Origin of the sequence: Methylophaga sp. UBA2496, from assembly GCF_002341635.1 — a bacterium.
In the GTDB taxonomy this organism is placed as follows: Bacteria; Pseudomonadota; Gammaproteobacteria; order Nitrosococcales; family Methylophagaceae; genus Methylophaga.
This window is the reverse complement of record NZ_DDOK01000004.1, coordinates 426,463-452,978: the sequence shown is the minus strand read 5'-3', so window position 1 is coordinate 452,978 and position 26,516 is coordinate 426,463. Positions and strand designations below refer to the sequence as shown.

The 26,516-nt window shown below is 46.4% G+C and carries 26 protein-coding genes and 1 pseudogene; 18 read left to right on the top strand and 9 right to left on the bottom strand.

Translation table 11 applies throughout. The features are described from left to right. Positions 1–28: 28 nt before the first annotated feature. Entirely contained in the window at positions 29–754 is a 726-nt protein-coding gene (locus B2W60_RS05390) for a ComF family protein (RefSeq protein ID WP_292362240.1), read from the bottom strand. Positions 755–787: 33 nt separating this feature from the next. On the opposite strand from B2W60_RS05390, the gene bioB reads away from it, so the two are divergent. The 5 genes from bioB (at position 788) to bioD (ending at position 5,383) form a co-directional block, all read left to right on the top strand. Beyond that, positions 788–1,801, top strand: coding sequence for a biotin synthase BioB (gene bioB, locus B2W60_RS05385; RefSeq protein WP_292362242.1), 1,014 nt, complete (start codon positions 788–790; stop codon positions 1,799–1,801). A 110-nt stretch (positions 1,802–1,911) separates the two neighbouring features. Then, positions 1,912–3,087: an 8-amino-7-oxononanoate synthase gene (gene bioF / locus B2W60_RS05380; protein WP_292362243.1), complete on the top strand. Its 1,176-nt coding sequence runs from the start codon at positions 1,912–1,914 to the stop codon at positions 3,085–3,087. Beyond that, entirely contained in the window at positions 3,077–3,835 is a 759-nt protein-coding gene (bioH, locus tag B2W60_RS05375) for a pimeloyl-ACP methyl ester esterase BioH (protein WP_292362244.1), read from the top strand. The genes bioF and bioH overlap by 11 nt, the downstream gene beginning before the upstream one ends. Further along, complete coding sequence (bioC, locus tag B2W60_RS05370) at positions 3,828–4,727, top strand: malonyl-ACP O-methyltransferase BioC (protein WP_292362245.1); 900 nt, start codon at positions 3,828–3,830, stop codon at positions 4,725–4,727. The genes bioH and bioC overlap by 8 nt, the downstream gene beginning before the upstream one ends. Continuing rightward, the gene (bioD, locus tag B2W60_RS05365; protein WP_292362247.1) at positions 4,727–5,383 is read left to right on the top strand and encodes a dethiobiotin synthase; all 657 of its coding nucleotides are present in this window, start codon (positions 4,727–4,729) and stop codon (positions 5,381–5,383) included. The genes bioC and bioD overlap by 1 nt, the downstream gene beginning before the upstream one ends. A 9-nt stretch (positions 5,384–5,392) precedes the next feature. Here bioD and B2W60_RS05360 read toward each other — a convergent pair whose 3' ends face one another. The 3 genes from B2W60_RS05360 to B2W60_RS05350 form a co-directional block, all read right to left on the bottom strand. Further along, positions 5,393–6,046, bottom strand: coding sequence for a glutathione S-transferase (locus B2W60_RS05360; protein WP_292362248.1), 654 nt, complete (start codon positions 6,044–6,046; stop codon positions 5,393–5,395). Between the two features lie 81 nt (positions 6,047–6,127). Then, complete coding sequence (locus tag B2W60_RS05355) at positions 6,128–6,724, bottom strand: PilZ domain-containing protein (RefSeq protein WP_292362249.1); 597 nt, start codon at positions 6,722–6,724, stop codon at positions 6,128–6,130. Positions 6,725–6,853: 129 nt separating this feature from the next. Then, positions 6,854–8,263, bottom strand: a complete 1,410-nt coding sequence (locus B2W60_RS05350; RefSeq protein WP_292362250.1) for a PhoH family protein — start codon at positions 8,261–8,263, stop codon at positions 6,854–6,856. 344 nt (positions 8,264–8,607) lie between these two features. Here B2W60_RS05350 and B2W60_RS05345 point away from each other — a divergent pair, with 344 nt between their 5' ends. Together B2W60_RS05345 and B2W60_RS05340 are read left to right on the top strand one after the other, a co-directional pair. Then, positions 8,608–9,501, top strand: a complete 894-nt coding sequence (locus B2W60_RS05345) for a mechanosensitive ion channel domain-containing protein (RefSeq protein ID WP_292362251.1) — start codon at positions 8,608–8,610, stop codon at positions 9,499–9,501. A 142-nt stretch (positions 9,502–9,643) separates the two neighbouring features. Then, on the top strand, positions 9,644–10,684 hold the full coding sequence (locus tag B2W60_RS05340; protein WP_292362252.1) for a DUF2235 domain-containing protein: 1,041 nt from the start codon (positions 9,644–9,646) through the stop codon (positions 10,682–10,684). Positions 10,685–10,701: 17 nt separating this feature from the next. Here the strand turns inward: B2W60_RS05340 and B2W60_RS05335 are convergent, their stop codons facing one another. Then, positions 10,702–10,956 carry a hypothetical protein gene (locus B2W60_RS05335; protein ID WP_292362253.1) on the bottom strand — a complete coding sequence of 85 codons (255 nt, stop codon included), beginning with the start codon at positions 10,954–10,956 and terminating at the stop codon, positions 10,702–10,704. A 211-nt stretch (positions 10,957–11,167) separates the two neighbouring features. On the opposite strand from B2W60_RS05335, the gene B2W60_RS05330 reads away from it, so the two are divergent. Then, positions 11,168–12,130, top strand: coding sequence for an arsenic resistance protein (locus B2W60_RS05330; protein ID WP_292362254.1), 963 nt, complete (start codon positions 11,168–11,170; stop codon positions 12,128–12,130). A 3-nt stretch (positions 12,131–12,133) separates the two neighbouring features. After that, positions 12,134–12,736: an exopolysaccharide biosynthesis protein gene (locus tag B2W60_RS05325; RefSeq protein WP_292363961.1), complete on the top strand. Its 603-nt coding sequence runs from the start codon at positions 12,134–12,136 to the stop codon at positions 12,734–12,736. Positions 12,737–12,803: 67 nt separating this feature from the next. On the opposite strand, the gene B2W60_RS05320 is transcribed toward B2W60_RS05325, so the two are convergent. Beyond that, entirely contained in the window at positions 12,804–13,868 is a 1,065-nt protein-coding gene (locus B2W60_RS05320) for a virginiamycin B lyase family protein (protein ID WP_292362256.1), read from the bottom strand. Between the two features lie 176 nt (positions 13,869–14,044). Here B2W60_RS05320 and B2W60_RS05315 point away from each other — a divergent pair, with 176 nt between their 5' ends. The 5 genes from B2W60_RS05315 to B2W60_RS05295 all read left to right on the top strand — a co-directional run bounded on the left by B2W60_RS05315 (position 14,045) and on the right by B2W60_RS05295 (position 19,434). Further along, complete coding sequence (locus B2W60_RS05315; protein ID WP_292362257.1) at positions 14,045–14,767, top strand: ZIP family metal transporter; 723 nt, start codon at positions 14,045–14,047, stop codon at positions 14,765–14,767. Between the two features lie 321 nt (positions 14,768–15,088). After that, entirely contained in the window at positions 15,089–15,946 is an 858-nt protein-coding gene (locus B2W60_RS05310; protein ID WP_292362258.1) for a hypothetical protein, read from the top strand. A 279-nt stretch (positions 15,947–16,225) separates the two neighbouring features. After that, a complete protein-coding gene (gene egtB / locus B2W60_RS05305) occupies positions 16,226–17,491 on the top strand; it encodes an ergothioneine biosynthesis protein EgtB (RefSeq protein ID WP_292362259.1) in 1,266 nt (421 codons plus the stop codon). Continuing rightward, positions 17,491–18,495 (top strand): L-histidine N(alpha)-methyltransferase, encoded by a 1,005-nt coding sequence (gene egtD / locus B2W60_RS05300; RefSeq protein ID WP_292362260.1) that lies wholly within the window; start codon positions 17,491–17,493, stop codon positions 18,493–18,495. Before egtB ends, egtD begins: the two co-directional genes overlap by 1 nt. A 78-nt stretch (positions 18,496–18,573) precedes the next feature. Further along, the gene (locus B2W60_RS05295; protein WP_292363969.1) at positions 18,574–19,434 is read left to right on the top strand and encodes an ADP-polyphosphate phosphotransferase; all 861 of its coding nucleotides are present in this window, start codon (positions 18,574–18,576) and stop codon (positions 19,432–19,434) included. Positions 19,435–19,450: 16 nt separating this feature from the next. Here the strand turns inward: B2W60_RS05295 and B2W60_RS05290 are convergent, their stop codons facing one another. After that, complete coding sequence (locus B2W60_RS05290) at positions 19,451–19,921, bottom strand: Lrp/AsnC family transcriptional regulator (protein ID WP_292362261.1); 471 nt, start codon at positions 19,919–19,921, stop codon at positions 19,451–19,453. Positions 19,922–20,253: 332 nt separating this feature from the next. On the opposite strand from B2W60_RS05290, the gene leuA reads away from it, so the two are divergent. From leuA to B2W60_RS05270, 4 genes are all read left to right on the top strand, one after another. Then, a complete protein-coding gene (leuA, locus tag B2W60_RS05285; protein WP_292362262.1) occupies positions 20,254–21,930 on the top strand; it encodes a 2-isopropylmalate synthase in 1,677 nt (558 codons plus the stop codon). A 239-nt stretch (positions 21,931–22,169) separates the two neighbouring features. Continuing rightward, entirely contained in the window at positions 22,170–22,541 is a 372-nt protein-coding gene (locus B2W60_RS05280) for a hypothetical protein (protein ID WP_292362263.1), read from the top strand. A gap of 171 nt (positions 22,542–22,712) precedes the next feature. Next, the gene (locus B2W60_RS05275) at positions 22,713–23,183 is read left to right on the top strand and encodes an LEA type 2 family protein (protein WP_292362264.1); all 471 of its coding nucleotides are present in this window, start codon (positions 22,713–22,715) and stop codon (positions 23,181–23,183) included. A gap of 289 nt (positions 23,184–23,472) precedes the next feature. Next, a complete protein-coding gene (locus B2W60_RS05270) occupies positions 23,473–25,581 on the top strand; it encodes a methyl-accepting chemotaxis protein (protein ID WP_292362266.1) in 2,109 nt (702 codons plus the stop codon). 383 nt (positions 25,582–25,964) lie between these two features. Here the strand turns inward: B2W60_RS05270 and B2W60_RS14320 are convergent. Next, a pseudogene (locus tag B2W60_RS14320) lies at positions 25,965–26,243 on the bottom strand (SDR family NAD(P)-dependent oxidoreductase); the annotation flags it as partial. Continuing rightward, entirely contained in the window at positions 26,234–26,383 is a 150-nt protein-coding gene (locus tag B2W60_RS05260; RefSeq protein WP_292362268.1) for a hypothetical protein, read from the bottom strand. The gene B2W60_RS05260 and the pseudogene B2W60_RS14320, both read right to left, overlap by 10 nt. Positions 26,384–26,516 lie beyond the last annotated feature (133 nt).

The following is a 26,516-nucleotide window of genomic DNA, read 5'->3' as shown; positions in this document are numbered from 1 at the left end:
TTGAGCACTGAAATGAGTGAGGTGAGACCTAATAATGGCGTATTGCGCGGGCAATTGTCCATACTTCTACTGTCTCTATACCATTTTGCTGTAAACATCGGCTGGCTTCGGCGACCGTATGTCCCGTGGTATATACATCATCGACCAGTGCAACATGTTTGTAAGGCAATGCTTTAGCAACGGCAAAGGCCTGTTTTAGATTACGTTTGCGTTGTTTACCGCTCAGGCCGGATTGTGGACTGGTATTACGCTGGCGGATCAAACCGTGTTTATCGGTTGCTACACCAAGTCTTCTCGACAGCGCAGCGGCCAGTTGAGCTGACTGGTTATAACCACGTTCGCGTAACCGACTGGGATGCAATGGGACAGGGATAAGTATTTCGGGCAATGGCTGGTGTCGTTGATGGATTTTATCTGCCAGCAGTCGGGCAAACAGCTGTGTAAATGCCAATTGCTGATGAAACTTAAAAGCAGCGATACAATGATTAACTGGCGCTTCATAACGAAACAATGCAACAGTTGATTGCTGTGGTGGCGGTTGTTGCAAGCATTGGCCGCAAATTCCTGTTTCATTCAGCGGTATAGCACATTGCTGACAACACGTATCCAACCACGGCAACTCATCTGCACAGGCGCTGCAAAGCACATCATCTGGACTAAAGTCACCACAGAGGAAGCAGGGAATCGGCAACAGTTTGCTGTATAATTCTGCCAAACGATGCGTCACTACAGCACGAAAGTTTCTGGCCATCATGTTATTAATCCATTAAATCTGATGAAGAAGCCCATGACTGAAAATATAGCAGAAAAGACCGCGCCGCTCCGCCATGACTGGCAGCAGGCGGAAATTGAAGCCTTGTTTGATTTGCCATTTGCGGATCTGATGTACCAAGCGCAAACCATTCACCGGCAGAATTTTGATGCCAATGCTGTACAAATCAGTACCTTGCTGAGTATCAAAACCGGTGGTTGTGCCGAAGATTGCGGTTACTGCCCGCAAAGTGCGCATCATCCATCGGCAGTGAAAGCCGAACCGTTAATGCCTCTGGATAAAGTGCTCGAATCTGCTGCGCAGGCCAAATCCACCGGTGCCAGCCGTTTTTGTATGGGCGCTGCCTGGCGTAACCTGAAAGATCGCGATGTGGATCGTGTCGTCGCGATGATTGAAGGCGTTAAGGATATGGGGCTGGAAACCTGCGTCACGCTGGGTATGCTGGAAAATCACCAGGCCAAGCGTCTGAAAGATGCTGGTCTGGATTATTACAATCACAATCTGGATACCTCTCCGGAATTCTATGGTGAAATCATCTCAACGCGTACCTATCAGGATCGACTGGATACCTTAACTCATGTTCGTGAAGCGGGCATTCATGTCTGCAGTGGCGGTATTGTCGGCATGGGTGAAAGCCGTCAGGATCGCGCTGGTCTGTTAATCAGTCTGGCTAATCTGCCAAGTCATCCTGAGAGCGTGCCGATTAATCTACTGGTGCAAGTCGAAGGTACACCTTTGGACGGCATCAATAATCTGGATCCGTTTGAATTTGTTCGCACCATCGCTGTGGCACGCATTATGATGCCGCAGTCTTTTGTCAGACTTTCTGCGGGTCGTGAAAACATGACTGATGAATTGCAGGCAATGAGTTTCCTGGCCGGTGCCAACTCGATTTTCTACGGCGAAAAACTGCTGACTACTGACAATCCGGATACCGATCATGATCAACGTTTATTTAAACGTTTGGGTATCACACCGTTACAGGTCGGACAGCAGCAACAGGATGGTAAACACTGTTCAGCTGCCTGAACCGCGACCTGAATAACCGCATGCTCTGTGCCGTTCGTCTGCACAGAGCATGATAAATACTGGTCTTCGCTATATCAATTCCAGCGTAGCTGATTTATCGAGGCGCTCTTGTGGCACAACTTCCCTGGCAATCACAACTGCAACAAACAATAAGCGATCGTAAAGCCGCTGGCTTATACCGTCGATCACGGTTGCGTGACGGCGAGCAGGGTGTGGAAGTCGTATTGGATGGCCGGAAGTTATTATCGTTCAGCAGTAATGATTATCTAGGCCTGGCAGCACATCCGGCATTAAAAACCGCATTTGTCGAGGCATTGGATCGTGAAGGTGTTGGCAGTGGGGCTGCGCATTTACTCACCGGCCACAGTCGTTATCATCATCAGCTGGAACAGGCTCTGGCAGAATTTACCGGACAACAACGAGTTCTGCTGTTTTCGACCGGTTATATGGCCAATATCGGTGTGATTGATGGTTTGCTCGGTAAAACCGATGTTGTCGTCCAGGACAAGTTGAACCATGCATCGTTACTTGATGGGGGCCGTCTTTGCGACGCCCAGCAATTACGATATCCCCATGTGGATATGGGCTTATTGCATCAACGACTGCATACTGCTGCCAACGCCCGAAATAAATTGATCGTCAGTGATGGTGTATTCAGTATGGACGGGGATATTGCCCCATTACCGGAAATCATGGATTTAGCCGAACAGCATAAAGCGGGCGTAATAATTGATGATGCACATGGATTTGGCGTATTGGGTCAAAACGGTGGAGGTGTTGTCGAGCATTTTGCTTTAACGCTGCAGCAGATGCCGATTTTGGTCGGCACCTTTGGCAAAGCCTTTGGCACGGCAGGCGCTTTTGTTGCCGCTGATGAAGTGGTGATTGAGACTCTGGTGCAACAGGCTCGCAGTTTTATCTACACCACCGCGCAGCCACCGGCTATCGCTGCAGCGACATTGGCGAGTCTGAAACTGATTAAACAGGAAAGCTGGCGGCGCGATAAATTACAGCAATTGATTCAACAGTTCCGTGACGGTGCAGCCCAATTAGGCTTGCCATTAATGCCCTCACAAACGGCAATTCAACCCCTGTTGATTGGTGACGATAAAACAGCACTTAAATTGGGACAGGATCTGGAACAGCAGGGCATCTTGGTAGGCATTATCCGACCACCGACCGTGCCGAAAAACACCGCCCGATTGCGTATCACGCTGTCTGCGGCCCATGATGTCTGGCATATTGAGCAATTACTGCTCGGTTTGGAGCGCAGCTATGTACATTAAACAGATGGGGCAGGGCCCAGATGTGGTAATGCTGCATGGCTGGAGTATGCATAGTGATGTCTGGCAGCCGCTTGCTGAAATACTGGCCCAGCAGTTCACCTTGCATCTGATTGATTTACCGGGCCATGGACAGTCCGAATGGCAGGCTGATGCGTTGCAAATTGACAAAGTATTAACCCAACTTGCTGATAACGTCCCCCAAACGGCATATTGGTTGGGCTGGTCATTAGGTGGACAGCTGAGCTTGGCTTTTGCATCACGCTATCCACAACGTGTCACCAAATTAGTTTTGATGGCTGCCAATCCAAAATTTGTCACCGCTGACAATTGGAGTGAGGCAATGGATGCGGCAGTGTTTGCGGTATTTGCCGGACAGCTGAACTATGATCAACGCGAAACGTTAAAACGCTTTGTGCTGCTTCAGGCGCGTGGTGCAAAAGGCAGCCGGGAAACCATTCAGCTACTGGCAGAAAAAACGGCTGATAATGTCGCACATCCTGAGGCTTTACAGGCTGGATTAGCGTTATTGGAAACGTTGGACTTACGTTCTGAGCTCGCGCAGTTACAGATACCGGTGAAATGTCTATTAGGGGATCGCGACCAGTTGGTGCCGATAACGTTGGTTGAATCCTTGTCTGAATTAAATAAAACCATTTCAATTGATCGCATTGCCGGAGCAGGACACGCTCCGTTTATCTCTCAACCTCAGTTATGTGCCGATAAAATCAATGAGTTTTTCAATGACTGAGCAAGCCTTACGCCCGGAAAAAAATCGCGTAGCGCGAGCCTTTGGCAATGCGGCGAACAGTTATGATGATGTGGCGATTTTACAGCGTGATACGGCAGATGAAATGCTGGAACGTCTGGAACTGGTTAAAATCAAACCCCAGCATATTCTGGACTTGGGGACCGGCACCGGACGCAACCTGGCTTTACTGCAACATCGTTATCCTGACGCCCAACAAATAGCCGTGGATATTGCTCCCGCTATGCTCAAGCAGGCTAGACAACGTTATCGGCATGATCAAGGAGTGCGCCGCTGGCTACCTGGGCAAAAATCACCCCGCTTCATAACAGGCGATGCTGAGCAATTACCGTTAGCCGATAACAGCGTGGATTTGGTATATGCCAACCTGGCTTTGCAGTGGTGTGACTTAACCGCTGCGTTTACCGAGATACAAAGGGTATTGCGTCCAGGTGGTTTGTTAATGTTCAGTACGCTTGGGCCCGACACCTTGCAGGAACTTCGCCAAAGCTGGGCTGCGGTGGATGATTATCCACATATCAATGTGTTTCTGGATATGCATGATGTGGCCGAAGCCATGTTTGCCGCCGGACTCAGTGATCCGGTTTTGGACAGTGATCGACATAGTCTCTTGTATCCGAGTCTGATCAATATGATGCGTGATTTACAGCAATTAGGTGCACGTAATGTTAATCAGGGGCGCCGCCGTGGCCTGACCGGTAAAAACACCTTGAAAAAAGTAACCCATGCCTGTGAACAATTTCGGGTCAATGGTCAACTTCCAGCCACTTATGAAGTGATTTATGGACATGCCTGGGCGGGGGAGAATTCTCTGCCGATGACCGAAGATGGCTGTGTGGCAGTCAGTCTCGACCAATTGAGAAGCAAGCTCTGATGACTCAGCATATATTTGTTACCGGCACCGATACCGAAGTCGGCAAAACACGTATCAGTGTCGGACTGATCAAAGTTTTACAACAGCAGGGACTAAAGGTTGCTGCAATGAAACCGATTGCCAGTGGTTGTGAATGGCAGGATGGTCAATGGAAAAATGAAGACGCACTGGCATTGAGTCAGCAGGCAGATATCAAATTACCTTATTCGCAGATCAATCCTTATGCCTTTGAACCGGCGATTGCGCCTCATCTGGCAGCAGAGCAGGTTGGGCAAACCATATCGCTTAATCTGATTGAAACCCAATTTGCTGCCATGCAGTTACAGGCAGATGCCATCGTAGTCGAAGGTGCCGGCGGCTGGCTGGTGCCATTAAATGATCAGCAAACGATTGCCGATTTGGCGAAAGCATTACAGTTACCGGTAGTGCTGGTGGTGGCGATAAAACTGGGTTGTATTAATCATGCTCTGTTAACCGTTCAGGCCATCGCAGTTTCTGGCCTGACTCTGGCGGGTTGGGTAGCCAATGATTTTTTGCAGGATCCACAATCTGCAGCGATTATCCGGAGTTTGGCAGACCGAATTTCTTCGCCATGTCTGGGCATAGTGCCCAAGCTGGCGGATAACGAAGACGCCAGCGCATATCTGAATTTGTAACGATTATTGTTACGGTGTTGCTGGAAAAACAGTGAGTTCATCTCCCGTCTGCCATTGCGGGTATTTATACATAATCTGTTCGAACAAATCTGACTGGAGAAATCCATTTAACCAGTTCTGCAGTTTGGGGTAATCCGCCTGGCTGAACCAGTCCCAATCAACCAAAGCAAATTGTCGGATAAACGGCAACACTGCAAAATCGACTAAAGTCAGAGAATCGGTCATTAAACTGACCTGTTGGCTGAGCCGTTGTTCTAATTTTTTTAAAAACTGTTCGCCCTGTTCACGGTAATACTCTGCACTGTGTTCAGGATAACGATCGGCATATTTATACCGATCCAGTATTTGTTTGAAGCTGACATCATTCTCTTCAATGAGAATAAACGCCTCTTTGCGTTGCTGCTCATCCAGAGATTGCCATATGGCATGGTTTTCAGCTGCCCAAAGCATAATATCCAGACTTTCTTCCAGCAGATCGCCATTGTTTTGCCACAGCACCGGAACCGTTCCTTTTGGCGATATCTCCAGCAATTCAGCCGGTTTATCTTTTAATACCACTTCGCGTATTGCCACTTTACGTCCGGTAATCGCAATAGCTAGCCGGGCTCGCATAGCATACGGGCAACGTCTGAAACTGTATAAGATGGGTAGAGTAGTCGACATTTAACGTTCTCTTTTAATAGCTCTGAACAACACTATAAATGGAGAGTTGTACGTTGGATGTTGGCGAAGAGTAGAGCCGTGTTAAACCTGCTTGTTGTTACGCAGCTCTTCTGCCTGACGATTCAGCGTGTGTTTTACCAGAATATTTCTATCAGTTTCACTCATATGAGTAAATGCCATCCGCAGGTAGAAGCCTTTACCCTCAACGCTTTCAACTAATTGATCACAGGCAATGACTTTGGCAATGGCGCGAATATGCAGACCGCCCGGCAACAACTGCATTCTGACTTCCATTGCTGAACGGGGTTGAAACGCACTATCGGTCATTAAAGCCAGGCCGCCGGCGCTGAGATTGACCTCATTTGCGGCTTCCGGATTGAGCGGGGTGTGCAGCAATTGGACATTCTGCGCCAGCAGATTCACCTTTTCATCGAGCATTCTCAGTGCTCTGGCGATATCCCTGTCGGTATGACCGATTTGGTCGGTCAGATGATTAAAACTTTTTTGGATCGATGACATTTGCTGAGTCAACTGTCCGGCTTCAGGCGTGGCATCAATAATGGCCTGACCAATTTGCTCAGCTTCAGCAGTGCTGAGTGGAACGACGGACATAACCAAACGATCATTAATGCGGAAAAATTCCCGGCGTTCGGCACCGGTTGGAGGGATATCGTTCATCTTATGTCTTCCTGTTGCCTGCGACCCAATAAATGAATCAATGCTGATTTTATTTAATAAAGTATAAACATCGGGTGACCCTGGGGGATTTCTCCCAGTGCCGCCCGATGTCATTAATCACACAACAGATTACAAGTTTTCTGAAGCAAAGTCAGCCAGTCGTGAACGTTCACCACGCAGCAGGGTGATATGTCCGCTATGCGGCCAGTTCTTGAAATGATCCACCACGTAAGTCAGACCCGAAGTGGTTTCACTCAAGTATGGGGTATCAATCTGTGAAATGTTGCCCAGACAGACAATCTTGGTGCCGGGACCTGCCCGGGTAATCAGGGTTTTCATCTGTTTGGAGGTCAGATTCTGTGCTTCATCGATAATAATAAAACGGTTAAGGAAGGTACGACCCCGCATAAAGTTCAGTGAGCGAATCTTGATCCAGCGTTGCAGCAAATCATTGGTTGCCTGCCGGCCCCAGTCGCCACCATCGGTTTTGTTGAGTACCTCAAGGTTATCCATCAACGCGCCCATCCACGGCGTCATTTTTTCTTCTTCTGTCCCGGGCAGAAAACCGATATCTTCCCCCACTGGCACGGTGACACGGGTCATGATGATTTCACCATAGCGTTTGTGTTCAATACATTGAGTTAAGGCGGCTGCCAGGGTTAATAACGTTTTACCGGTTCCCGCCTGACCCAACAGGGTGACAAAATCAATTTCCGGATCCATTAACAGATTCAACGCAAAATTCTGCTCACGGTTGCGTGCGGTAATGCCCCAGACTGAATGGTTCTCACGACGATAATCATGAATCAGCTCAATGTCAGCGGTGGTTTCATTGTTGTTACGCACTACCGCTTCAATGGCTCGTTCTTCGCCGGGTGAATAAATCAGCTGGTTGGGATACCAGTCTTTGACGACTTCTCCTTCGACCTGATAAAAGGTACGGCCATCTTCAGTCCACGATTCGAGGCGGTTTAAATCTTCCCAGAAATCGGCTTTCAGCTCACTGGAACCGCGATACAGCAGATCCACATCATCAAGTACTTTATCGTTGTAATAATCTTCGGCGCAGATACCTAACACAGTGGCTTTAATACGCAGATTAATATCTTTGGAAACCAGAATAACGTTGGTATCGATTTGAGCTTGTTGCAGGTTGATAGCAACAGCAAGAATGGCATTGTCGGCTATTTGTCCTGGTAATTCTTTAGGTAATTCTCCGGCCATCTGGCGGGTTTGGAAAAATAAACGACCACTGGCCTGGGGCACATCACTGTTGATAACGCTCGGCAGAGGAATACCCGAATTTATGGCATCGTTATCTGCGGCCTGTTCTAACAAATCATCGAGAAAACGGCTGACCTGACGCACATTTCGCGACACTTCGGATAAACCTTTTTTACCTCTATCAAGTTCTTCCAGTACCACCATAGGCAGAAAAATATCGTGTTCATCAAAGCGGAATAAAGCAGTGGGATCGTGCATCAGCACATTGGTATCAAGCACAAACAGACGTTTTGTCGCGTCGGGTCGTTTAATCATTCGGAGTAGATCCTCTTGTTGAATTGACGTGCCTGCGTTTGATTATGATCGAAGTAAATGCATCTGCAAAGGGGAATCAGGCGTATTTATCGGACTAAATCAACTAGATCATTGAATCGGATATAAATAATTTTGTTGAAAAGCACTTTTCAAGCGTAGGGCTGCCAATACGACACTATCGCAGGATAATTTTTTAGCTGGTTAAGAAGCGTTTTACGGCTTAAATCCAGGATTGTCAGTAAGTCCTTATATTCATGCCATTATCCTGATGGCTTATGATCCGGTGTAAGATTTGGGTATTATTGGTAACGTTATATTCAACGTTAAAGTAACAGGCTGCTTAAATGAACGAAAAACTTGGAATTTCCCAGGAAACCTTTGCATTTTTTGCTCCGATTATCAGCTTGTTTGGCAGCACTTTTCTCCTGCTTCTGGTGATGCTGGTATTAAATTCTGTTGCTTCCCGGTTTATTCGTCGAACCATTGATTCCACAGAATTGCGTCGCAAATGGCTGGTTCAGACCCGCAACGGCATTATTCTCATTTTTATTCTCGGGCTCATATTAATCTGGGGCGAAGAACTCAGAACGCTGGCGTTATCGGTGGTTGCCATTGCCGTAGCCTTTGTAGTGGCCACCAAGGAACTTATTTTGTGTGTAACGGGGTCATTACTTAAAACCGGTGCTGGTTCGTTTAATATTGGCGATCGTATTCAAATCAAGGATTTCCGTGGCGACGTTATTGATCAAACCTTATTAGCGACCACCATTCTGGAAGTGGGTCCCGGAAAGCTTACTCATCAACGTACGGGACGTATGGCCGTTATTCCCAATGCGTTATTTGTCTCCGAGCCTGTCATAAATGAAAGTTATACCCGGCAATATGTCCTGCATGTTTTTACCGTGCCATTCAAACGCACGGATAAATGGCAAACTGCCCAACAGGCCTTATTGTCGGCGGCTGCAAAACATTGTCAGCCCTATCTGGAAAATGCCCGTATCTATATGCAGAAACTGAGTGATGAACGTGGGTTGGATGCGAGTTCGGTTGATCCTCGTGTCACGATTCAGGTTCCTACCGCTGCAGAAATTCATCTGGTGGTGCGTTTCCCGGTACGGGCTTCTCAGCGCAGTTATATTGAACAGCTGATTCTGTCCGAGGTGTTTACCGAAGACTTTTCGGGCAAAGGCAAAAGTACTGAGGAAGAAGCCGAAGAAGAGGCAGAAGAAAAAGCATAATCCTCAAAGATGACTGGTTAAGGTATTGTTTCTGAAATGATTCAGGTTTACTGTCACAACTGATGTTCTGGGCAGAGAGCCTGATATGAAAGCTGTAAGCTAACGCTTTGCTGCCGGATAAAACGACCGACGGAGCACGCTGATGACAAAGCGGATAGTAGTTTGTGCAGACGGTACCTGGAATAGACCGGAAAAGGATCTGGCCAAAGATTTCCCCACCAACGTACTTCGAATGGCGCGTTCGATTGACCCGAGAGGGTCTGATGGCATCACGCAGCAGGTATTTTACGACTGGGGAATCGGCTCTTATTATGAACAGGTGCTCGGTGGTACCACCGGCAAGGGCCTGAATAAAAACATCATGGACGATTACCGTTATATTGTTCAGAACTACCAGCCGGGCGATGAGATTTTTCTGTTTGGCTTTAGCCGTGGCGCTTACACCGTTCGCAGTTTAAGTGGTTTGATTTATAACTGCGGCATTCTCAAACGACCGGATGCCAGACTGATTGAAGCGGCATTCGAGCATTACAAAAAACCCGGTTACAGTTACGCACCGGATGGCGAAAAGTCGATTGCTTTTCGTGAAGCGCATTCACATAAAAGTCGTCAGATTAAATTTGTTGGCGTATGGGATACCGTTGGTGCATTAGGTATTCCGATATCTTTTCTCGGTTTATTGAACAAAAAAGACGAATTTTACGATACCAAAATCGGCCCTAATGTCGATATTGCCCGACATGCGATGGCGATCGATGAAGTGCGTTCAGATTTTGAACCGACCATCTGGGATCCGCGGGAAAAGCTGGATCTCAAACAGGTGTGGTTTGCCGGTGTACACAGCAATATTGGCGGGAGTTATGCGCCGGATAAAGAAACCGGTGGCTTGTTATCCGATATTCCACTTGAATGGATGATGCAGCAGGCAGCTGAAGCTGGATTAGTGCTCGAAACGCATCTTAAAAGCAGTTTGAATGGCCGTTATGATGCGACTTTGCATAACTCACGTAAACATATATATCGTTCGAAAAGGCCTTTATATCGCCCTATAAACCATAAAAAAAGTGAGGTATTAATTCATCAGACTGTGAAACAACGTTGGGATAACGATGAGGCGTATCGCCCTAAAAATCTGCTGCAGTTTCTGGAGCAGAACGACGGCTGGCCGACATTAGTCAATTAATCTGATAACAGGTGTCATTATTCCTGATATTTGGGCTTATCGGTGTTGTCATCTTCATCAGTCGTTTTATGATCATCCACCGGATCATCAGTGACAGCGGTGCCAGCTCCTGATTGATCACCTGTTTGTGACTCTTCAATGGTCACTTTTTCTTTACCCTCTTTACTGTCAATGACGACTTGTTTACCTTCACCTTCAGCGGCAAGCACCACGGTTATAAAACACAGTGATAAGAGGGTAGGAAGAACTGTTTTGCCGAAAATATGTTGCATCGATAAATCCTTTGTTGAAAAAACGTAGTGAATTGGCTCTGTCATCTTCAGCATCAAAGCGCAGATACGGTTTACCATGTTGCCAGTTATAAAGCATCAGGTAGCGAGGTTCGTTAACTTCAGTTAATCAGGAAAAGAAAAAACAGCATAAACCCCGGGCGACTGAAATAATAATTTCGGGCTTTTTATTTTATCTGCAAGGATCCCATCATTGACACATCTGTCTCTGGAAAAAAATCAGCTGTTTATTTATCTGTTGGCCGTGTTACTTGGGTTGATTTTGGGTGTTATGGTGCCAGAGATGGGTGGCCGGTTGGAAATCGTCGTATGGCCGTTATTAGCGGCCTTGATGTATACAACGTTTACCCAGGTTCCATTAACGCATCTGCGGGACGCTTTTTACAAACCTGAAGTACTACTGGCAGCAATTCTGGGGAATTTTGTGTTGATTCCTCTTGCAGTCGCCTGTCTGCTGCTGGTCGCTCCCGATGACCCCGCTGTAAAACTGGGTATTTTATTAGTGTTGTTGGTGCCGTGCACGGATTGGTTTATTACCTTTTCTCAGCTTGGCGGTGGTGATACCAGACTGGCAATCACTTTTGCCCCGATAAGCCTGCTGTTGCAAATCCTGTTGTTACCATTCTATCTCTGGCTGTTTCTCGGTGATGAGTTTCATCTGAATCTGGCACAGGGTGAGATGGTTTGGGCATTTTTCAGTTTGATTATCGTGCCATTGATGCTGGCATTTCTGACTCAAAAATGGTTAGCGAAGCAGGACAATGGTGAGCGGGTAATCAATTTTCTGGCATGGTTTCCGGTGCTGTTATTAGCCATGGTGATGTTTATTATTGCGATATCGCAAGTCACTATCGTGCTGCAGTCCGTCAGCTTATTATTCCACTTATCAGTAATATTTTTGTTGTTCCTGGCTATTACGGCCGTAATGGCCAGGCTTTTATCCAGGTTATTTAAACTTTCATCACGGCAGGGTAGGGTACTTGCATTCAGCTTTGGCACCCGTAATTCTTTTGTGATGTTACCCATTGCCCTGGCGTTGCCCGCTTCATATGAGCTGGCAGTCGTGGTCATTGTGTTTCAATCATTAGTCGAGTTGATCGCCATGATGGTGTTTTTGTGGTGGGTGCCAAAGCATCTTTTTCCTTTAAGCAGGTAACTAATGATGGGTAAGAATCATCCGGTAACCGATCTCGAAGAATTGTTTGATTGTATTGGCGAAGCGGCTGAGCAAAGGCCCAATCAAAACGTTTCGATTGACCTTATTATGGATATGATAGGCCGTCGTTCTTTTGGACCACTGTTGCTTTTGGCTGGCTTGATTATATTAGCACCGGTTATTGGCGATATCCCCGGGGTTCCCAGTATCATGGGCGTGTTTATCTTTTTAGTCGCCATACAGTTATTGACGGGGCAGGAACACTTCTGGTTACCAAAATGGTTATTACAACGTGCTGTTCCTGGTGACAAGTTATTAAAGGCTGTGAGATGGTTGCGAAGACCTGCTCACTTTATCGATAAACTGATACGACCACGTTTGTTGATCTTTGTTAATGGGACCGCCAAATTTGCGATAGCCAGTGTCTGTATTTTGATTGCAGTCATGCTACCGTTTATGGAAGTCATCCCTTTCAGCGCCAACGCAGCCGGTATCGCCCTGGTTGCTTTTGGCCTGGCGCTGATAGCCAGAGACGGCCTGCTCGCATTGTTGTCATTTATTCTGACAGGCCTGACTGCCTGGGTTATTTTCTCCAATTTACTTTAATTCAAATCTGAGAAAAGCCGGCCACCGTATTTTTCTGGCAGATAATAAATTGGCACTTTTATGACTGTTAATCCGGTACCACTGCACGGCCAATGGTATGTGCATCGGTGCCAAACCAGATGGCATTGCTGGTTTCGTCAAACACCATATGCCGCACAGTCTGACCGCCTGATGGAACTTCATCTATCGCTATAAATTGTTCGGTTTTGCTATCAAAACCGATAAACCGGTTTGGTTGTAACCCTGTTTCCACGTACCAGATTCGATCCTGGTTATCGACGGTCATCGCATACAAGCCTGCGGCTTCGCCTCCCGGAGTCCGCCATTGCTGCATGGATTCATCTTGCGGGTTATAGACGCCCACATAACCAACACCTGCATCCACCCACCAGACACGGCCATCTGATGTCAGACCAATTCGACGGATAATACTTTCTTCATCAGGGGTGTTAATGATATCGAGTTGCATGGACTTTGGATCCACTGTGCCGATGGCATTACTCCCCATAAAAGCAATCCATGGACGATTCTGCTTATCCACAACCAATCCGTAAGGCCGCATATTGTTTCCGGGGACTTCAATAATTTCCAACTCACCTGAGTCAGTGGCTAATTTACCGATAAAACCGGCCTGGCCAGAACGCTGCACGGTAAACCAGATATTGCCATCTGAAGTCCAATCCATTGTGTGTGGGTCATTAACACTCTTTGGCATATCAAAACGAGTCACATCACCGGTATCTGGATCCAGACGGCCGATATGCCGGTCTTTATTACCGGCATACCAGGGATAACCCTCAGCATCGACAATCACGGTATGCGGGCCTGCTTTAGGAATGTCGAAACGCTGCATTTCACCGGTTTGCGGATCCAGTCTCGCCACATAATCACCCACCTGTCCGACAAACCAGACGCTGCCATCGGGACTGACATACGGATCCCGTGGCCGGGTATTTTTCCATTCAACACGCCACTCGCGGAAATTCAGGGAAACTCTGTCAGCTTCTTTTACGATATTTTTATCGTTCGGTGAGTCAGCCATAGCCACGTCGCCGAGGATGAGCCCTGTTACTGTTGTCAGAAAATAGGCTATAAAGCGATGAAATTGAGTTGCCTGTTTGAGTGTTGTCATGTTCGTTCTCCATGCTTTTTGGGTGATGCGTTTCAATGATTGACATGTGGATGTGATAAAAGTGCTGATTAATGAATGATTTAAATATTCAAATTCAGCTTGGAAAGGTGCAGTCAATTTATCTAACATCGAATGCATTAATAAACAGCATTCTCAGCAAGTAATGAAGGTCACCAATGGATAACTCACCCGTTTTACAGATTGTATTACTCACGATGGCCGCGGGTATCTGCATCCCTGTCGGTGGTTTTGTGGCCAGTTTTGAGCGGATACATTCGCAATGGCTGGAAAAAGAATTAAGACATTTTATTATCGCTTTGGGAGGCGGCATTTTGCTGGGTGCGGTGATGCTGGTGCTGGTTCCCGAAGGCATAGAGAATATGGGAGATTCAGTTTGGGGTATTTTGTTTATTGTCGCTGGCGGGTTGATTTTTTTCTATATAGAACGGTTGCTCGGTTTGCACAAAAATGAATCTCCCCAACTATTGGGCATGATATTGGATTATGTGCCGGAAGCGATCGCGTTAGGCGGGTTGATGGCATTGAACCCGGCTTCAGGACCTTTACTGGCATTGTTGATAGGGTTACAGAATCTCCCCGAAGGTTTTAACGCCTATCGTGAGCTGAAACAGCACAACAGGCATGGCAATGTACTGGGCAAGATGACATTGTTTGTTGTGCTTGGTCCGGTAGCCGGATTGGCGGGATATTTCTTTTTATCTGAACATCCCGCCATTCTCGGGGCGATTATGCTGTTTGCCTCAGGTGGCATTCTGTATCTGGTGTTTCAGGACATTGCCCCACAATCAAAACTCGCCAGACACTGGGCACCACCATTGGGGGCTGTTTTCGGCTTTTGTCTGGCCCTGTTCAGCCATCTGTTGCTGAGTCATTCCTGACCATTAACGGCACAGAAATGATCACCGAAGTCTCGCTGGATGATTATTTTTCGTGAACTTTAACCTATGTAATATCTGCCAGTATATTAGGTTGTTACCTTGAACCTCACTGTATCTTTGAAAGCGCTCTCAGCACAGTAACTAAAGTGCTATTCCAACACTTGGAAACGTCGAAAAGTATTCGTTGTAATTCTGTTTTATTCAATTGCCTGAATGTCATTCAGGCGTTTAAAAAAGTTAATTTCTGGGCAACTAATGCCTAAGTGATTTTCCTCAAAAAAAACAAATCCGGATTTGAAAGCAAATTAAAAGGAACGCGATATGGAAACTCTCTCAGCAAACAGCAACAGCAGCGTGTCATGGGCAGCTATTTTTGCCGGAGCGGTCAGCGCTGCGACCATGACCCTAATCATGTTACTGCTCGGTTTTGGATTAGGATTTTCAGTGATTTCGCCCTGGCAGAATGAAGGTGTGAGTATGCAAACCATTGGCTGGTCAACGATTATCTGGCTGACGGTAACACAACTTGTTTCCGCTGGATTGGGTGGCTATATAGCCGGTCGATTAAGAACCCGATGGACTGATATTAATATTGATGAAGTCTATTTTCGTGACACAGCACATGGCCTGATCAGTTGGGCTGTGGCAACGCTTCTGGTCGCGGTCTTAATTCTTTCCAGTGTGGGCGCGGTGATTAGTGGTACTGCCAAAGCTGGCGCTTCAGTGGCACAAGGTGCAACCTCAGCAATGCCTGCAATCAGTAAAGCTGTGTCTGACTCATCCGATTACTTTACGGATGCACTTTTGCGTACCGCTCCTGGTGCGGAAGTGGCACAACGTGCAGACGGCGAGGTTCGTGATGAAATATCCAATATTATCGTTCAGGCCTTGCGTGACGGGGAGCTAAATGAAGATGATAAACAATATATTGTGGGGTTAGTCGCTAACTATACTGAACTGGATGAAGGCGAGGCCGGGCAACGTGTCAATGCGGTAGTCGATCGAGCTCAGCAAGCGGCTGCCGACGCTGAACAGGCCGCGCGTGAAGCAGCTGATGCCGCATTGGAAGGGGCTACCTTTGCCTCGCTATGGATTTTTATCGCGTTATTGATTGGCGCGTATATCGCCAGCTTTATGGCGACAATAGGTGGTCGCCAACGTGATTCAGTTATCCATTAATCATTCAGCGTAATGTCAGACAGTCTTTATCAGGGAGAAATAACATGCGATCCATTCTTTTATGGTTTTTAGGTGTCCCCATTCCCATTATCATTATATTGGCGATTCTGTTGTGAATTAACAGGCTGTTGAGTGAAGCCGTTTATGGCTTCGCTCTTCGGTATAAAAGTTAAATTGCTCACCGACTTCAAACCGGTCAGGTGATTGATAAACCCCAGATATGGAGTTGAATCAATGACAACGAATAAGCAAGCAACAAACCGAACGTTCAGGGGTGAGATGACTGAAGATCTTCTTTCCTCCCTACAACAGTTATTTGTAGAAGTACGCCAGCAGACTGAACAAATTTGCGCCAAACTGGAAATTGAAGATCAAGTGGTGCAACCGGCGGCATTTGTCAGCCCTCCAAAATGGCATCTGGCGCATACTTCGTGGTTTTTTGACTGCTTCATTCTGGAACCGCTGAATCTGGCTCAGACCAGTAAATCACCGCAATATCATTTTTTATTTAACTCCTATTATAAGAGTCTGGGATCTCATTGGTTACAGTCCAGCCGAGGTCAGCTGTCGCGTCCGACGGTTAAAGAAATCATGAGTTATCGTCATCGGATTACGGAAGCCATTGTGGCGCTTTTTGAATCGAATTCGCTTTCTAAACAGCAGTTGGAAGTTCTTGCTGTCGGAATACAGCATGAGCAACAGCATCAGGAACTGCTGTTGATGGATATTAAATTTATTCTGGGCAACCAGCCCTGGCCCGAGGCGTATCAGCAAGCTGCCGATGCAGATAAACTTCTGCTTCCTGCAAGGGCACTGGGCTGGTTAGAGTCGACAGAAAATATTTCCCTGTTTGGAGCCCGTCTGACCGGGTTTTCCTATGATAATGAACGTCCTCGTCACAGACGCTGGATAAGTGGTTTTCAGTTAGCTGATCGATTGATTAATAACGGCGAGTATATGGATTTTATGACGGATGGTGGCTACCGTCGACCAGAACTTTGGTTAAGTGATGGCTGGGACTGGGTGCAGCAAAACCAGATCTGCCATCCATTGTACTGGCGTAAACAGAATCATCACTGGGACGAATATCATCTGAGTGGATTAGAGCCATTAAATCCTAATTTACCTGTCAGCCATATCAGTTTTTATGAGGCAGATGCCTATGCGCGCTGGTTGGGCGCAAGGTTACCCACCGAGTTTGAACTGGAGGCGTACTGCTCAAAAGATAAAGCATTGTTTGAGAAAGAAACGGCTTTCTGGGATCCTGATGAAACGGTTTATCCCTCACCGGAAAGAGCCTGTGATGCGTTTGATACCGGTCTGCTCTGGCAATGGACCAACAGTGCTTATGCACCTTATCCTGGATTCAAAACCACTAATACGGCTCTGGGTGAATATAATGGTAAATTTATGGCAAACCAATATGTTTTGAAAGGTGGATCTGTTGCGACTCCAAAACATCATATGCGCGCCAGCTATCGAAATTTTTATCGCCCATCAGATCGCTGGGCATTTACTGGTATTCGATTGGCAAGGGATTTGTAATGACCTATCTGGTATTAGATTCCTTACGGGATCAAACACAGGATGCCTTGAAAGAACAGTTTGCCTTTGATGTGTTGATGGGATTTTCCGCGCCTTCAAAATCTCTGCCCAGCAAATATTTTTATGATGCCCATGGCAGTCGGTTATTTGAGCAAATCACAGAACTGGAAGAGTATTATCCTACCCGTTGTGAGTTTGAGATTCTTAATAAGGTGGGGGGCGAGATTGCTGATTTTATCGCCGATGATCCCTTTGAAATCGTTGAGCTGGGTGCCGGGGATGGACGTAAAACCAAGGTGTTGCTAAACCAGATGTTACAAACCACCCATCAGTTTTCCTATGTTCCGATAGATATTTCGGAAACGGCTATGGCGGATCTGGTCAGCTCATTGAACCTCTCTCATCCTTCATTGGTTACGCATGGCATTGTCGGTGATTATTTTGCCAGTATCCGTCATTTGGAAGGCATTTCCGACAGTCGCAAGTTAGTATTATTACTGGGATCCAATATTGGCAATTTTGATTTTCCCAGCGCTAAACGTTTTTTACACAGTATATGGAAGTGTTTGAATCATGAAGATTTATTGTTGATTGGTTTTGATCTGAAAAAAGATATCGACGTCTTAACCAAAGCCTATAATGATAAACAAGGTGTGACCCGAGCATTTAATCTGAATATATTGACGCGTATTAATAACGAGCTGGAGGGAGAATTTGATTTAACACGTTTTACCCACCATGGAATGTACAATCCACGCCATGGTGCAATGGAAAGTTATCTGGTGTCGATTGAGCCGCAGCAAGTACATATCGGTGCGCTGGAAAAGACCTTTGAATTTGATGCCTATGAAGCCATTCATCTGGAGCTTTCCCATAAATATCTTTTATCCGACATGCAGAAACTGGCTAATGAGACCGGCTTTACCGTACTGAAAAACTGGCAGGATTCGCAAGAATATTTTGCTGATGGACTTTGGCAGGTCAATAAGGACTTCCCTGAATAATTTGTAATTTGTCCTTTGAGATTTTCATGCGTTTAATAAATGACAAAACCTATAAAGGCAAAAATGATGAAGTTTTCTATCAGCGATTTTCAGGCGCTCCCGGACAGCAGGATTAAATTAACGAAAAGCCCCACATCTGTTGAGCCACTCTATTCATCAAAAAAGCAGTATCAAAAATTGCTTAAAAAGAATGTTGATGCCTTAAGTGAATTACAGCACAAGCTGTATGCCGATAATCGATATGCTGTTTTACTGATTTTTCAAGGTATGGATGCTGCTGGAAAGGATGGGGCGATTCGCCATGTCATGTCGGGAATTAACCCGCAGGGGTTTCAGGTGTTCAGTTTCAAACAACCCAGTAACAATGAGCTCGAACATGATTTTTTGTGGCGTACTGTAAGGTGTCTGCCTGAACGAGGTCGAATCGGTATATTCAATCGCTCATATTACGAAGAAGTGCTGATTGTAAAAGTGCATCCTGACTTTCTGATGAATCAACGTTTGCCGGAACAATTGCCGCCCAAACAAGCTTTTTGGCGTGATCGCTATCGTTCTATTGTGGAGCACGAAGCCCATTTGCAACGCAGTGGCACCCGGATCATCAAGTTCTTTTTGCATCAATCCAAAGATGAACAAGCCAGGCGGTTCATGCAGCGTATTGATGATCCGGATAAAAACTGGAAGCTGACCACAGCGGATATTGAGCAACGTGAATACTGGGATGACTATACCAGAGCGTATGAAGACTGTATCAATGCAACAACGACCAAAGATGCGCCGTGGTACATCGTGCCAGCCGATGACAAACAAAATGCCCGGTTAATTATTTCGGAAATCTTTTTAAAAACGTTAACTGATCTGCCATTGGCCTATCCCCAGGCGACTGATGCTCACCGGCTTGAGTTGCAGTCGATTCGAAAGCATTTAGACAACTCCTGAATAACACAACGGGAAATCAGTTTAATGGTAACGCGGTAGAGTTAATCGGTGACTTCATTACAAACGAGGTATGTACACCGGTTACACCCTCAATTCGTGTCAGTTTCTGCAATAGAAACTGTTGATAGGCATCCATATCCCTGACGATGACTTTTAACAAATAATCAGCTGTCTGGCCGGTAATTAAGTGGCATTCCAACACTTCCGGATAGCCGGCAAGTTTTTCCTCCAGACCGCTGAAACGTTCCGGAGTGTGTTTATCCATGCTGATGCCAATAAAGGCCATCAACGTCAGCCCGAGTTTGCGTGCGTTCAATAACGCCACATAACCATCAATTAACCCATTCTCTTCCAACTGCTTAACGCGTCTTAAGGTGGGGGAAGGAGACAGGTTAATGGCCTCCGCCAACTCCTGATTAGAAATTCGTCCCTGTTTTTGCAGGATATCGAGAATCATCTGATCATAGCGATCCAGTTTTTCAGTCATGATTTACTCCAATAAAATGTATTAAAGGCATTTTATGCTTAAAAAATATATTTATCAGCAATAAAATGTTATATGACCATATTTTGATGCAACTTTAGCAATTTAATTCTGCCGCTGTTTATCTATACTGTTCCACATGCCTGAACCGGTAGCGTTATGAGCCACAAGCTTTGTTTAACGCAGTTATCTCAAGTTCATCATAAGTGAGCGGCGGAAACTGAAAAAGGGACTGGAAATCCTTCAGCCATTGTTAAATAAACCTGCCGGAAGCGTTATTAACGTTATACGCCATCAGGCAACTCTATTTTTTATACAGACTCAGGAGTCAGAAGATGATTGCTAATCCCGCTCAAAAGTATCGGCGCTTTGAGCCAATTCAATTGCCGGATCGACAATGGCCGAACCAGGTGATTGAAAAGGCGCCTATCTGGATGAGCACCGATCTGCGTGATGGCAATCAGGCGCTGATTGATCCGATGTCGGTCGAGACCAAAATCCGCTATTTCAAAGCCTTGGTGGAAATGGGCTTCAAGGAAATTGAAGTGGGATTTCCGTCAGCTTCTGACACCGACTTTAATCTGGTACGTCGCTTGATCGAAGAAAATCTGATCCCGGACGATGTGACGATAGAGGTGTTAACCCAAGCCCGTCAGGATTTGATTGAACGTACAGTTGAATCATTGAAAGGTGCTCGCCGGGCTATTTTGCATATGTACAATCCAATCGCGCCAGCGTTTCGCAAAATTGTTTACAACACCGATAAAGCCGGTGTGAAAGAGATTGCTGAACGCGGCACGCGATGGGTGAAGGCGTTAACTGATCAACACCCGGAAACCCAATGGGTTTATCAATATTCTCCCGAGGTGTTTTCCAGCACCGAAGTGGAATTTGCCAAGGAAGTGTGTGACGCGGTATCAGCCATCTGGCAGCCAACAGTTGAAAACAAAATGATTATCAATTTGCCAGCCACGGTGGAGATGTCAACACCCAATACCTATGCCGATCAGATTGAGTGGATGCATCGCAACTTGAATCATCGCGACAGCATTATTTTGAGTGTGCATCCGCATAATGATCGCGGTACGGCCGTTGCTGCAGCGGAACTGGCCGTAATGGCCGGTGCCGATCGCGTGGAAGGCTGTTTGTTTGGTAATGGCGAGCGAACCGGTAATGTCGACTTAGTGACCTTGGCATTGAATTTATATTCGCAGGGTATCGATCCCGGCTTGGATTTCAGTCAGATGGATCAGATCCGCCAATTGGCCGAAGAATGCACACAGTTACCTGTCCATCCACGCCACCCTTATGCCGGTGAATTGGTGTTTACTGCGTTTTCCGGTTCGCACCAGGATGCGATTAAAAAAGGTTTTGCAAAACAGGATCCCGATGGTTTTTGGGAGGTGCCGTATTTGCCTGTTGATCCTGCAGATTTAAATCGTAGCTACGATGCTGTGGTCAGAGTCAACAGTCAATCCGGTAAGGGGGGAGTCAGCTTCCTGTTACAGCAACATTCCGGTTTCGAACTGCCACGTCGTTTGCAAATTGAGTTCAGCAAAATCGTGCAAAACATCAGCGACAGCAGCGGTAAGGAAATTAATGCTGCTGGTATTGTGAATTTATTTGATGAAATTTATCTCAGCGTAAATGCACCCTATCAATTTACAAGCAGTAGTTTAATGGATGAATCTCAGGACAGTGTCGCGGCTGAATTACAGTTGGATCACGGCACAACATCTTTTAAGCTTAAAGCAAAAGGTACGGGACCCGTTGATGCCGTTGCAAAAGCATTATCCAGTCATATTCAACAGGCTATAACCGTTGTTGATTATCATGAGCACGGTATCGGTAGCGGTTCAGATGCGATTGCAGTGAGTTATGTTGAAATCAAAGTCGGTAATGCCGGCCCGGTTTTTGGTGTCGGGCAAGATAAAAATATCAGCCGAGCAGCGATAAAAGCCATTATCAATGGTGTAAATCGTTTTATCTCAACGCAGCGTGAAGCGGCTTAGGGGCGGGATTATAAAGCAAAATGGCTGATTACCTTGGGGCAGGAAGTTTTTCACATCATGTCTGGTCAGAATACTGAATTACGCCTAAATAAAATAATAACTATATGATTTAAAATGGGTTTAATGGTTTTTTCGGTGATTTGATGTCGTCGGGGATATTCGTTAGGGTGGACATAACATCAAATGGTGAAAAGCCATTTTGTTTGAGTTGTTTCTAACCATAATTAAAGGAGGCTACCATGTTTAAACAATGTTTTTACACAGTTGCCCTGACGACACTTTTTGCCAGCACCACTGCGTTAGCTGCTAATGATGATACTGGCAAACATCCTGCCCATGAAATGGATGAGTCAGTATCTTCTAAAGCTGCTGAGATAGAGCAACAAGCAGATTATCAATGGAAGAAAGAAAAAGCTGCCAATAACCCGGCAGATAAATCATCGGAGGGTAATCATCCAGCACATGATATGGGTGAGGCTGCAGAACGTGTCAATAAAGAATCGAAAGATGATTATCAGGAAAATCGCCTGGATGCCCGGGAATCCGGAAATGCGATGCATCCTGCTCATGAAATGGATGAAGTCGAGCCAGTACAGAAACGTGGCCAATAAATACACTGGGTCTGTTGATCTCACAATCCCGTTCTTAATAGCGCGGCAGTTGTTTTAAACGGGCAATATTTCTTGATATTGCTTGTCAATGAAAGCCGCTGCTGCGCTTTTTTCCATCATTACTAACGATTTCAGTTTAGACTGAATACCTCCCTCCAGATTGGAAATCAAATGCCCCTGTTAAGAATATTATGTCTGATAGCAATAATATCCATGATGGGGTGTGCCAGCTGGTCACCAAATTATGAAAAGCCTCAGGTGAACATCACGTCTTTTTCTCTGGCGCCAGAATCCAATGGTCTGTCACCGCGGTTTATTATCGGATTACAGATCATCAACCCTAATCGCGGCACTTTGTCTTTGAAGGGGATGAGTTATTCTGTTGAGGTGGAAAATAATCGTGTATTAAGTGGTGCAACGCCGGATTTGCCGACAGTTCCAGGCTATGGCATGGCTGATTTTACTATCGAGGCCAGCCCGAATTTACTGGGCAGTGCGCGATTAATCAACCGGTTATTAACTGGTCAGAACAATGGTTTTGCTTATACATTTAAGGCCAGACTGGATATGGGAGGGCTATTACCATATCAAACCATAGAAGAAACTGGTCGTTTCAACTTTTCAGATACATCAGAAATGTAAGTTTTTGCCAATCAAAGCAGATTATTGATCTTTTCTCCATTGCGTGCCTGAAAGAAATCTGGCAAAGTCTGCGCGAACTTACAGTCTCAACAAGTATATACGGCCAATCTCAAGCCTATAGCGAAGCTGCTAAATTGTGATGCTATCACCGGACAGGGGTAAAGCCGGAACCGATTGTCAGCACTGGCAATTTTCGGCTGTTCAGTGAATACGATTGTTGTAGTCTGAAATCAGATTGCAATTTAAATGGTATGCCGGTAATTCCGGTTCCCTGATAATGGAGATAAAGATGCATCTTTCTATTCAACAGCGCTTTAGTCTTTGGGCTGGCCTCAGTTTATTGACCGTCGTACTGGTTACTGCGCTGGTTGGCGTATGGCAGTTCAGTTCAATCAAAAAGAGTCTTTCTGATCATAGCCGGGAGGTCACTGAGCAACAGGCCCAGGATTATTTACAGGTTTTGGCTCAAGATACTTCAGCACAGTTGCGTATGCCACTTGAAAGAGCGCTGAATACGGCTCAGGCGAATGCGGCTGTGATGCAGGCAGTCGTAAACGATTCGGAAATTGATGATAAACGCAGTCTTGCGGTCAGAATGCTTGAGCAAACTCTGGCCCTGAATACGGATTTTTTGGGTGCCTATGTCGCATTTGAACCAAATGCAATAGACGGCAGTGACTTCTTGTTCCGTGAAACTTTGGGCAGTGATAGCCGTGGACGGTTCCTGCCCTATGTTGTGCGTTCAGAATCTGACACTTTTGTAGTGGAAAATCTCGAAGGGTTGGAAGATGCTACTGTTGATGACAATGGCGTAAGAGCAGGCGAATATTATCTTTGTTCCAAAGATAGCAGTGGTAGCTGTGTCATTGACCCCTACTTGTATCCAATTGATGGTGAGCAGGTTCTGTTGACCAGTCTGGTTGCACCGGTAATTAATGCTGGTCGCTTTATCGGCATTAGTGGTATCGATATTTCTGCTGCTTTTTTGCAATCAGTGATCACTGATGTCGCTGCTTCTCTTTATCAGGGAGCTGGTCAAACTTTGCTGGTCAGTCCGCGGGGCGTTATTGCCGGACATAGCCAGCAGCCAGAAATGATCGGTCAGAATCTCAGTGTTTTGGATAACAGTCTCAGAGAAGCGCTTCTCGCCGTTGGCAAGTCAGGCCAAAGCCAGATTTTGCAGCAGCAAGATCAGTTTATCGTGCTGAGCCCATTTACTATGCCCGGTAACCAGCAAGGTTGGGTGACTTATCTGGCAGTTCCTGAGGCACAGGTACTGGCTGCCGTTGCGGAGCAGGAACAATTTCTTGAGAGTGCGCAAAGAAACTTTATCGTCAGTACCAGTGTGCTGGGCTTGCTTCTGGCACTGATTGGGGTCGGTATTGTGTGGCTGGTGGCGCGCAGCAGTATCCAACCACTTTCAAAAATGACTACATTGGTTGCATCAATTGCTGAAGGTGAAGGTGATCTGACTCAGCAGCTTGATATCCAACGCCAGGATGAGACCGGTAAGTTATCCGGATTCCTTAATATCTTTATTGGCAAACTGCGCAAGCTGATCCAGCAATTAATTCCGCTGGGCGAAAATGTCAGTGAACTGTCTGCAGAAGGTCGCCAAATCAGTGAACAGACGCGATCTCAGATGGTTCAGCAACAGCAGTTGCTTGAAGAAATGGTTTCTGCCGTTACGGAAATGGCTGCTTCAGCACAGCAGATAGCCGGCAATGCGGATCGCACATCACAATTTGTCAGCAAAGCCAATGACTCTTCACAGTCCGGCGCGGGACTGGTGAAACGAACTTCAGAGTCGATTCATTCGGTCAGTTCCAGTGTGCAGGAATCGGAATCAGCCATGTTGGAGCTGGAAAAAAACAGTGAAGCTATTGTCAGCATTTTGTCAGTCATTCAGGGCATTGCTGAACAGACCAATCTGCTGGCACTTAACGCAGCGATTGAAGCTGCCCGGGCCGGCGAAAAAGGGCGCGGCTTTGCTGTTGTTGCAGATGAAGTGCGGGCCTTGGCTAGCCGGACGCAGGATGCCACTGTGGATATTCATGAAAAGCTCAGTGTACTGCAACAGGGGAGTCGTCAGGCTTCGGCAGCAATGCACCAGAGCGGGCAGCAGGTGACGGAAACGGTTGATCTTGCTCGTGCAGCAGAATCGGCACTGCAGGATATTCAGCAAGCCATCAAGGAAGTGACGGAAATGACATTTCAGATTGCTTCAGCCACTGAAGAGCAAAGTGCTGTATGTGAAGATGTCAGTAAAAATCTCACTAAGATCTCCCAACTGGTCGGGCATACAACCGAGGGAGCTCTTCAGCTGAGCCGGGTTGGCAATGAGCTGGACGACGCTGCCAATACTCTGAAACAACAGTTAGGCTCGTTCAAGGTCTGAGTTTTTAATGCTTTTGATACTAGGGCTTGTTGCTCTCTCATAGCCACCACTGCTGGAGGCTATTTTTCCGTCCAACAAGGCGGAAATGATGCGATGTAGTTGTTCTTCATAATTCATTTCCAACGCCGTGGGGCGGAAAAATAGTCCCAGCCCTGCGGGGTGTGGCTGAAAATGCACCACTTATGTCCATGGATGGACTGTATGCCGGCGCGTCAGGGAGGCGCGCGCCGGCCTGTGTTGCTCGTCGTTTATTTAGAACGACTACAAAACCGCCGGGACAAGCAATGTTCCAGACATTGCTTTTGCATACACTCCATCCATGGAGATAAACGTTTTTGAGCGTCAGCCCCGAAGGGGTGAGATACACGGATGTATCTCACAAACTACACTCCTTGCGCCTTGATTGGTGCATTTTCAGTCACAACAGAGGCGGCTATGAGAGAGCAACAAGTCCTAGTGATTAATGGTGTCCATATCGGGCCAGGTGCCATGCCGTTTACTCTGACGCCCTGGTTAATGGCCTCAGAAGCCAGTGATAGTGTGAAATTAGCAATCGCTGCTTTTGTCGCTGCATAAGAGGCAAGATTGCTGCTTGGCTCAAATGCCTGAATAGAGGTGGCATTGATGATCGAACCACCCGGTGGAATATGTTTTAACACGACGCGGGAGAAGTGAAAAAAGGCTTCGGTGTCGGTTTCATGATTTTTTCTTGTCCCGGAATTGACTGTTGCTGCGTTTCGAACTCGGGACGTGGATAACGGCTTCTTGGATCACTAAAAGTATTAGCAATAGATTGCGTCATGCCTTAAATCCTCCAGGATGAATAGCAAATACTGAGCAATACCAGAATATGTACCACTGCAAAACTATTCCGATCAAACACGAACGCTTTAAGGCCAACTATCATTCAGGATGCAGTGAATATTGCCATCGGC